The sequence below is a fragment of the Methanoregula sp. genome, from assembly GCF_002835825.1.
GTDB lineage: Archaea > Halobacteriota > Methanomicrobia > Methanomicrobiales > Methanospirillaceae > Methanoregula.
The window spans coordinates 1-9205 of record NZ_PIZH01000047.1 but is presented as its reverse complement, the minus strand read 5'-3'; the positions used below and the strand labels follow the sequence as shown (position 1 = coordinate 9205).

Annotated in this window: 12 protein-coding genes; 5 read left to right on the top strand and 7 right to left on the bottom strand. The window is 59.6% G+C overall.

Going from position 1 to position 9205, the window contains the following annotated elements:
• Positions 1-642: phosphotransacetylase (locus CW742_RS03150; protein ID WP_292416318.1), on the bottom strand; the 642-nt coding region annotated here is incomplete at its 3' end.
• Positions 627-1640 carry a methanogenesis marker 2 protein gene (locus CW742_RS03145; protein WP_292416315.1) on the bottom strand — a complete coding sequence of 338 codons (1014 nt, stop codon included), beginning with the start codon at positions 1638-1640 and terminating at the stop codon, positions 627-629. The genes CW742_RS03145 and CW742_RS03150, both read right to left, overlap by 16 nt.
• A gap of 158 nt (positions 1641-1798) precedes the next feature.
• Here CW742_RS03145 and CW742_RS03140 point away from each other — a divergent pair, with 158 nt between their 5' ends.
• Entirely contained in the window at positions 1799-3274 is a 1476-nt protein-coding gene (locus CW742_RS03140; RefSeq protein WP_292416312.1) for a replication factor C large subunit, read from the top strand.
• Here CW742_RS03140 and CW742_RS03135 read toward each other — a convergent pair.
• A complete protein-coding gene (locus CW742_RS03135) occupies positions 3251-3670 on the bottom strand; it encodes a UPF0146 family protein (RefSeq protein WP_292416310.1) in 420 nt (139 codons plus the stop codon). The genes CW742_RS03140 and CW742_RS03135 overlap by 24 nt on opposite strands.
• Positions 3671-3687: 17 nt before the next feature.
• Here CW742_RS03135 and CW742_RS03130 point away from each other — a divergent pair, with 17 nt between their 5' ends.
• Entirely contained in the window at positions 3688-4227 is a 540-nt protein-coding gene (locus CW742_RS03130; protein ID WP_292416307.1) for an archaemetzincin family Zn-dependent metalloprotease, read from the top strand.
• A gap of 114 nt (positions 4228-4341) precedes the next feature.
• Positions 4342-5337 carry a histone deacetylase gene (locus tag CW742_RS03125; RefSeq protein ID WP_292416304.1) on the top strand — a complete coding sequence of 332 codons (996 nt, stop codon included), beginning with the start codon at positions 4342-4344 and terminating at the stop codon, positions 5335-5337.
• Positions 5338-5346: 9 nt separating this feature from the next.
• On the opposite strand, the gene CW742_RS03120 is transcribed toward CW742_RS03125, so the two are convergent.
• The 3 genes from CW742_RS03120 to CW742_RS03110 all read right to left on the bottom strand — a co-directional run bounded on the left by CW742_RS03120 (position 5347) and on the right by CW742_RS03110 (position 6989).
• Positions 5347-5916 (bottom strand): hypothetical protein, encoded by a 570-nt coding sequence (locus tag CW742_RS03120; RefSeq protein WP_292416302.1) that lies wholly within the window; start codon positions 5914-5916, stop codon positions 5347-5349.
• Between the two features lie 65 nt (positions 5917-5981).
• Positions 5982-6371, bottom strand: coding sequence for a HEAT repeat domain-containing protein (locus CW742_RS03115; protein WP_292416299.1), 390 nt, complete (start codon positions 6369-6371; stop codon positions 5982-5984).
• A gap of 51 nt (positions 6372-6422) precedes the next feature.
• Entirely contained in the window at positions 6423-6989 is a 567-nt protein-coding gene (locus CW742_RS03110; protein ID WP_292416296.1) for an RDD family protein, read from the bottom strand.
• A 146-nt stretch (positions 6990-7135) separates the two neighbouring features.
• On the opposite strand from CW742_RS03110, the gene CW742_RS03105 reads away from it, so the two are divergent.
• Positions 7136-8326: a hypothetical protein gene (locus CW742_RS03105; RefSeq protein ID WP_292416293.1), complete on the top strand. Its 1191-nt coding sequence runs from the start codon at positions 7136-7138 to the stop codon at positions 8324-8326.
• A gap of 5 nt (positions 8327-8331) precedes the next feature.
• Here the strand turns inward: CW742_RS03105 and CW742_RS03100 are convergent, their stop codons facing one another.
• Positions 8332-8859: a hypothetical protein gene (locus CW742_RS03100; RefSeq protein ID WP_292416290.1), complete on the bottom strand. Its 528-nt coding sequence runs from the start codon at positions 8857-8859 to the stop codon at positions 8332-8334.
• 115 nt (positions 8860-8974) lie between these two features.
• On the opposite strand from CW742_RS03100, the gene CW742_RS03095 reads away from it, so the two are divergent.
• Positions 8975-9205: hypothetical protein (locus CW742_RS03095; protein WP_292416289.1), on the top strand; the 231-nt coding region annotated here is incomplete at its 3' end.

Genomic DNA, 9205 nt, shown 5'->3' with positions numbered 1-9205 from the left:
AAGCGTGAGTGTCCGGAAGATCAGGTTGCCGGAGATCCCGTCCGGAGCAATGATGAGTCCGCAGCTCTCGATCGCGTCCTCGATTAAGATCTCGCAGTGCACGGAACCCGAGAGTTTTGCCACCAGCTCGGCCTCGGCCATGCTCGCGTCCACCTGTTTGTGGCGACCAATGTCCCCGAGCCGGCCTCCGGAAAGGATCCCGGTCTTCTCCGGCAGGCCGAACTTCTTTGCAATGACCTTCCCTTTCCGGATCAGTTCGAGTTTTTCAGGGACGGTCCAGCCCTCGTCTACACCGACCGGGGTTAACAGGAATTTCTTTCCCCCTGCGGTTTCCAGGAGGGCGATCCGTTCGAGATGGTCGACACCTTCTGCAAGCTTCAGCGCTTTCAGTGTCGAGTTGGAAGGAAGCGTGCCCCGGACCGCGGCATCGATCGAGCCGTTCATCAGGTCATCGATCATCGCCTGCTCGGGATGGGCCGATTCACGGAAATGGACCGACGCCTTGGAAGGCTTGTCCTTCACAATGCCTGGCCTGCAATAGCAGAAGACCTCAATCGATGTGCAGACAGCGACTGCACTTTCGATGACCTTCTCCGGGTCCTCAAAGATCCCGATACCGACCCGCTTCACCGCGGCTGGCATGCAACGTCCTCTTCAGTCAGGTGCATGATCCCGTTGTTGATGAAGTCGAAGACCTCGGTCTCGCTGCCATCGTAGCGGACGGTAAGGGACTTGCTGTTGTTCACCCGGCCGATGGCTTTTGCCGTCATGCCGACAGCAGCAAACGTCCTGATGAGTTCGGGGATATTCTCCTCTTTTGCCGTCAGGATGAAGCCCATGCCCGGGTACATCCGGACCCACTGCTCGAACGTCATGCCGTTCTGTGCAAGGTCCGGTTTTGGAATCTGGCCGAGATCGATCTCGCCGCCTTTGCCGCTGATCTCAAGGAGCATGCCGAGTGTCCCGATGAGGCCGGGGTTGCTGATGTCCTTTCCTGCGGTCACAAGATGCTTTTTGCCGATCTCCTCGAGAAGTGCGATCTGTGCCCGGACTTCGGCTGCGGACTTCATCGTCACCGAGTCCCAGTTTAGGGCGCAGGAGGGGTGGACCCGGCCGTTCAGGTCAATGGCCATCACGACAATGTCGCCGTCCTGTGCCGTGTGGCTGTAGATGATCGAGTCGAGCCGGGCCGAGCCTAAAATAGAGACGTCGATGACGCTGTAGGGTGCGTCCGGGTGGAGGTGGCCGCCCACGATCGGGACACCGAACTGCGCTGATGCGTCGTGCATCCCTTTCACCACCTGCTCCTGGATCATGCCCTTTGACAGGGAAAAAACATCCACCATCGCGATCGGCCGGCCGCCCATTGCCGCGATATCGTGGATATTGACAAGCACCGAGCAGTACCCTGCCCAGTAGGGGTCTGCCTCCATCAGTTTCGACCAGATGCCGTCCGCAGCAAGGAGAAGTGCCTCGCCGTTGTGCTCGATCACTGCCGCGTCCTCGCCGAACGCGGCCACGACGTGCGGGGCATCGATCCGCAGTGCCTTGACCATCTCGCCGATGGCGTGTTTCCTCTTCACGCCCTCGTATTCCCGGACAACCTTTGCGATCGATTCTGTGGAGCAGTTGCGGACCACGACATCACCTGAAAATACCGTCCGTGCACGGAGCACGGATACTCGTGTTATCCTAATTGCGCCTCATCAGAGATAATTCATTTGTTATTCCCTTACACGCCGGACCGCCACTCGTACAAAAGCGCTTTTATTGGTAGCCCCGCAAATGTAGACTGATTATGGACTGGGCAGAGAAGTACCGCCCTGCACACCTCGCAGATCTCGTGGGAAATAAGACTTCGGTGATGCAGATCGCGGAATGGGCAAAGACCTGGACGAGGAAGTCCCGGCCGCTCCTCCTCTACGGCAAGCCCGGCATCGGCAAGACCTCTGCGGCGTACGCGCTCGCAAACGACATGAACTGGGAAGTTGTCGAGCTGAATGCAAGCGACCAGCGGACGGCTGCGGTGATCGAGCGGATCGCCGGCGCCGGGAGCGTGACCGCGAGCCTGACCGGCGCAACGCGGAAGCTCATCGTCCTTGACGAGGCGGACAACCTGCAGGGGAATGCCGACCGCGGCGGGGCAAAGGCGATCCTCGAGTGCATCCGGCACGCGCAGCAGCCGATGGTCCTGATTGCAAACGACCTGTACGGGATCTCGCCGGAGATCCGGGCCCGCTGCGAGCCAATCCAGTTCAAGGCCGTGCCCGCACGGTCCATTGTCCCGCGGCTCAGGTACCTGTGTTCCGCCGAGAAGATCAGCTGCAGCGATGCCGCGGTCCAGTCGATTGCCGAGAGCGCCGGGGGCGATATCCGCTCCGCGGTCAACATGCTCTATGCCTCTGCCCTTGGAAGAGACCGTCTCGATGACGGGCAGGTCCACACCTCGCAGAAAGATGAACGGGTCTCCATCTTCTCGCTCATCACGGCCCTGTTCGGCAAGACCCGCGATGACGAGCTGATGCGGCTCTCGTACGATGTCGACGACACCCCGGACACCATCGTCCAATGGGTCGAGGGGAGCGTCCCCCATCTTACGGATCCCCGTTCCGTTGAGCAGGCATACCGGTACCTCTCGCGGGCAGACCAGTACCTCGGCTACACGTACCGCCGCCAGTACCACACGCTCTGGCGGTACGCCACGGCGGTGATGCTGCTTGGCGTTGCGGACGCTGCCGGGGGAAAGGGCATCCATGCCCGGATCATGCCCCCCGAGCGCTGGCAGAAGATGGCCGCAGCAAAGAAGCAGAAGACAATCCGTATTGCGACCTTAAACAAGGTCTCATCGACAATGCACGTCCCGCAGGACACCCTGCGGGAGCAGTATCTTGACACTATCTCCCTCCTCGTTGGGCAGGACCCGTCGGGGTTCTCCCGTGAGCTCTCGTTTGACGCAGACCAGCTCAATTTCTTCTTAAACGACCGGGCACGGGCTGCCGAGATCATCCGGGCGATCGTGCAGGAAGAGAAAGAGCGGGAGAAAGAGGCGAAGAAGGAAGCAGCTCCGCCAAAGAAGGCTAAGAAGGAGCCAAAGCCGGAGAAATCGCAGAAGAAAGGGGAGCTCCCGTTACCGGAAACAGAGGCCCCGGCGGTAGTACCCCTGCCAGTGAAAGAAGAGCCGGCAATGGTGAAGGAAGAACAGGCGCCCGCGGAAGAGCCGGAGACGAAGAAGGCGCCGGCAAAGACCCAGTCAACGCTCTTTGACGGGTTCTGAACCGCGGACGTACCGGTGGAGGATCACCCCGCAGTCGATCCTCTCACCGCCGTTCCCGTACGTCTCGAACCCGAGATGGTACACGAGAAGGTCGCAGCCAAGGCGTTGTGCGAGCGTAATGAGCGGCGGGAGCATCTCTATCGCCGGGCGGATCGCGTACACTACGTCAGCACCCTGGTAAAAAGAAAGGTCGGGTTCGAACACGTCGTCAATGCGGAAGACCACTCCTTCCGGTACGGTCCGCTCACGGATGTCCGTGCACCGGGCCGGGACCCCGGCTGCCCGGATGACCTCCACTGCGCCCGGGTTGTTTCCCACACCGACCTCAACGGGGCTCGTGTAATGCGTGGCGATAAATTCCCCGACGCATTTCTCAATACGTTTATAGGAGCCCATTCCAACAGAATATTGCGATGCATGTCCATATTTTTTGGGATGCCTTATCCCCGCCCGGCCTCCAGGTGCCGGTCTCCCGGATCATCTCCTCGATCCTTGGTGTCCGGACAACCGTTTCAGAGAACCATGTCCGGCTGATGGGATACAACAATGCCCGCCACCAGGTGGATGCGCAGGCCCTGCTCGACAGCGTCCAGGCGTACAAACACCGTCACGGGATTGACGAGCCGGTCCTCCTTGTCGTCCACCAGGACCTCTTCCGGAACGGGAACGATTTTGTCTTCGGTCTTGCCCGCGAACAGGTGGGGGCAGCGGTTGTTTCGACGGCCCGTCTCGGCAACGAGTATTACGGGCGGGAGCACCATGACGATGACCTGATCGACCGGATCACCAAGGAAGGCTCCCACGAGATCGGGCACCTGCTGGGCCTGGGGCACTGTGAAAATCCTGAGTGCATCATGTTCCGGCCCAACACGCTCGACGAGCTTGACTGCAAGAAGAAGATGTTCTGCCCGGATTGTGCGAAACAACTTGGGGAGATAAGCACCGGGTTCTGATCGCTCACAAGCCCGGCTTTCACACCCTCTTCCGTTTCTCCATAACCAGCATATACTCAGAAGCGGCAATAGTCCCGTAAACCTGTACGCCGCGGGTATTTTGGGGGAATAACGGTGCACTTCTCTGTGATCACCAGCCCGGCCAGTGCCGGGCACGACCATCCTGCCCATCCCGAGTGTAACGCCCGTTTTCTTGCAGCGCTTGCGGGCGTTCCTCCGGGTACGGTTTTCCGGACTGCAGAACCGGCACCGGATGAGGCAGTGCACCGGATCCACGCGCCGTGGTACACGGAATGGCTCCGGAAGCGTTCTGCTGCAGCCACGGTTCCCGGTTTCCTTGATGCAGATACCTATGTGACCCGTGCCTCGTATGACGCAGCGCTCGGGGCAGCCGGTGCTGCACTTTCTGCGGCAGAGCGGACGCTTGACGGGGAGCACGCATTTGCCATGGTCCGGCCGCCGGGCCACCATGCAGAACACGAGCGTGCCATGGGGTTCTGCCTGTTGAACAATGCCGCGATCGCGGCTGCCCACATCCTTCGGGACGTCGACCGGGTTGCTATCGTTGACTGGGACGTCCACCATGGCAACGGGACTCAGCATGCGTTTTACGGATCCGACAAGGTACTGTACTGCTCCGTGCACCAGGAGCACCTCTTCCCGTTCTCCGGGAGGACGGGCGAGACCGGGATCGGTGACGGGACCGGGTACACGCTCAATGCGCCGCTCGCGTGCGGGGCGGGTGCTGCGGATTTTTTCGCAGTGTTTACAGAAGTCTTCGTTCCGGCAATTGAACGGTTCCGGCCCGAAGTCCTGATCGTGTCTGCGGGACAGGACACTCTCTTCGATGATCCTTTCGGGTGTCTCACCCTCCGTCCCGCCGACTTTTCGAACCTTACTGCCTTTCTCATGCAGTCCGCGGATCGGCCGCTCGCGCTCGTCCTCGAAGGGGGCTATGGCCCCTCGCACGGGGAAGCGATCTCCTGCATCGTATCCGCGCTCCGGTCCGGAAAGGGATCGATGGCGGATTGTACCGGTGAACCTTCAGGGAGCACGAAAGAGGTCATCGCAGCACTCCGGTCCCCGCTGCACCGGATCAAAAAAGCCTGACCTTCCTCCTTACGATGAGGGGAGGATCTCGATCTCCATAGTAGTGATCTTCTCGTATACCTTCTTCATCTTGACAATAGGCCAGAGCTGGTAGAGCAGGATCGTGACCGGCTCCCACATGGCTACCCAGCCGATGATCAGGAGGGCGTCAGCGAAAATCTGGGCAAGGAGGTGGTCTGCGGCCAGGTACGCTGCAACGAATTGCCGGGCGAGCAGGGCGATCGTGAGGAAAGTGAGGCCGACAAGAAGCGCCCATCTCCCCTGACGAAATTTCTCCCGGAACTTCAGGTCCTGGACCAGCATCCGGTACCGGAAATGTGAACGGATCGCCGCGGGGATCGTATCAGCCTGTTCCCTGCAGTGGATGCAGACCGGCAGGTAGATGATAAGGTGGAAGGGGGTTTTCAAAGGGAAATCGTCAACGATATCGACAATGTACTCCGCTGCGTCCGGGTCCAGCTCTTTTTCATGAAACGGGGCATGGTCAAGCGAGTTGAAGATCTGGTCGACCGACTTGAGGTCGATCTCGATGAGAATTTTCCCGCCGACTTTCCGGTACAGGGATTCGATCTCGGGCATGCAGTATTCCCGTTGTCCTGTTCACTGTGCCATCCGATAAATACTCTTTCTCTCTCCACCGCCCCTCATCGCTCTGGAAAATCGCCCGGGCCCGTTCCGGCTCTGCGGCGACCGATCACCGCGATCGCGTCACTGATATCTTCGCGGGCTTCTTCGGACTCCATCCGGTACAAGCGCCGGAGCGGGGGGATCGCCCGGTCATCGCCGATTCGCCCGAGCGCCCAGACCGCCTTTGTCCTCACCCGCGGATCTTCGTCCCATAACGCATCGATGAGGTTCCCCGTAGCAGCCGGATCCCCAATCCGTCCCAGTGTTTCCGCGGCTCTCCACCGCGAGGAGACGTCATCGTCTTCCAGGAGAGCAATGAAATGTGCGAGCCTCTCTTCGTACCCCGGTGATCGGGCCGCCCTGTTCTTCTCCTCCGCAGTTTCTTCTCTCTCTCCAGGGGTATCCATAACCGCTCCGTGCAGGCACTCCTGTAAAAAAAGGATGCAGGAAGGCCCCGCTCATTCCTTGTCTTTCACGTACAGGATCCCGGCGGGCTCCTTGTAATCGGTCTTGATCACGATGGTGCCCGAGAGCCGGTTGAAGACCCGGAGCTTGGTCTCGGGCATCGCGAGCCAGCCGATCAGGCAGTCGAGCGGGAGAAGGAATGCTTTGCCGAAACTCTCAATAACGGCTTCTTTGAAATCGATCTTTGTCCCGTCACGGCTGACAACCCTGAGGTTCATCACCATCTTGCCGATGGACTGGCCCCTGCCCTGGAAGCCTTCCATGACCGTCCAGTACAGGAAGAAGAAGAGGGTCTGGAACGCAAACTCGAAAGGTTCCCAGTGCCAGGGATCGAAATACAGGGGGATGGTCCACCCGAGCGAATCGACGATGCCCCGGATGATATTGAGGAAGAGGATGACCATGAAGAAGTCGATGACCCATGCCCAGAAGCGTGTCGTCCACTTGGCAAGGTAGAGCGTGCGGCCCTGTGCGTTAACGGGAGATACCGTTGTTTCCATGTTTGCCGACGGGGCTGAGTCACCCGCGGGAACGGAAGAGACCTGGAAGTCCTCTGTCATTTCAGGATACCCATTGTACGCTCATATCAATGAAGGTTACTCTTTTTCTGCCATGATTGTGCCCGGTTCCGGAACAAACTATTTCTCTGGAGACAGGATAACCGTACATCTTGAGAATACGTATAAAAACGGGGTGAGCTGCAGAGATGACCGATGCTGTCATAACAGAGCATGAAGGCACCCGCAGGGGGCCGGTGGTGCGCTTTTACCAGTACGGGAACGGGGGAGTCCGCGTGCTGGATGCAAAAAAATCCCTGCGGAGGCAGTACCGCTTCGACCCATCAGCGGAGATCATGACGGAGTGCGATCCCGCCCGGCCGGACCGTACGCTCCGGCGCTTTGTCTTCGACAAGTTGGGCATGGTGGAAGAGGTTTTCGCGTTCGGGACACGCCCCCGGACCTTCCGGTTCGAGGATGGCGTGCAGCGGATCGCCATCCGGGATGGCGGGGACTATGGGGCAGTCGGGAAACTGATCACGTTCGAGGACGAAGGGATTGCGGAGACGGTCTGGGGACGGAACGGGGAGATCGAGCGGGTCCTTGTCTTTGAACCCGGCAACGGTGTCATCACCGAGCGGTCCGGGGGATGGTTCGGGGATGTCGCCAGGACCTTCCTCTTTGACCGGATCGATGCATCGGTCTTCCGCGGGCCCGATGCGTTCCTCCAGTTCCTGGTATTCACGGAGTGGAGCGAGGCCGACCGGAATGCCCATATCGAGGAACAGGTGGCGAAGATCCGGAGTGAGAAGAAGGGCAGCCCGTATGCGTACACCGGCCAGCGTCCGGCCCCGCGGGGTGCCGTGGCGCTCTCTTCCGGGCGGAGGCCGTCACGCGAAAACGATGATGGCGGTATCGAGTTTATTGGCGATGCGGATGTGCCGTCAGAGGCTGCTCCCCGCGGGCTTCCGGCACGCCGCGGCAACCACTATGCGGTGGAAGAGAACCGGCAGCAGCGCGAGCGCACCGGTCAGGGCAGGTACAATGAAGTGAGGGGCAACGAGATCGCGCTCCAGGACCGGTTCGAACGCGCCCGGAGCGAGCGCGGGGAACTCAGCAAGGGTGCAAGCGTTGATATTCCTCTCTCCGACCGGTTCGAGTATGCACGGCAGGCACGCGAACCGTTGTCAAAGGGAAAGAGCGTCGAGATCCCACTTGAGGAACGGTTCGGGGGATCATCGCGGTACGAGCGCGAGCCCCTGCCCCGGGGCGCGAGCATGGACATTCCCTTAGAAGATCGGTTCGAGAGTGTCAAGCGCGACCGGAAGAAACCCGGCCGTGGCGAAAGTGCCGAGATCCCCTACGAAGAGCGGCGCAGGGGCCGTGGCGGCGACCTGTAAAAATATTATCTCTTTTTTGCAAGCACGAATGCCGCTGCTGCGATGACCGGCAGGATGCCAAGAGCGGATTTCTGCGTTGTGACCGGTGCCGGTGCGGGAGCCTCTGCTGTCAGCGGTGCAGCCGGTTCAACCGTGTATCCCGAAACCGTTGCTGCAGCTGCTGAAGGCGACGTGATGTCCAGGGTCTTTGTCAGGGACGGGCCCTGGTTGCAGGCTGCCGTGACCCGGATCGTGTCGCCGGGATTGAGCGGGAGGGAATACGTGTAGGTTACGCTGTCCTGTGATGGCTGACTCTTGTAGTCCATGTCGACAGACACGACATCGTTGACCTTTACTTTCACGTTCCTGATGTAGTGGGACTGCGGGTCCGGGACCGGGTGCGTGATCACGACGGTCAGTTCTTTTGCTGCGTCATTGTAGGACATCTGGATGTCTGACGGGGAGTGTGCTGTTGCGGGGAACACGGTGAGGACGATTGCCGCAAGTACGACAAAGGCTGCGAAACCGTACCGGAATGCGTCGGGAATGTTCATGGAAAGTCTGTTGGCATGAGGGATTATCAAAGGATGGGATCGGGGTGCGGAGTGGGCCGGGGGTTGTGATGGTTTGACTGAACCCGGGACCGGTTAATACTGGAACCTTCGTCAGGTGCTGCTCAAATCAGAGAAAGGAAATGAGACAACAACGACGTCGCCTTTTACAAGTCCGCCCATGCCTCGTCTTCCTCAGGACGCAGCCAGTCCTTTTTTTAAGGAAGATTCGCTGGCAAGTGCTGTTCCGGAAATTATTTGCTGCCTTTCTTCTTTTTCACCCGGTAAAATCAAGGATCTCAAGGTAATGCTGGCGTGGCACCTGGTGCAGTTCCCTGATGATCTGTTC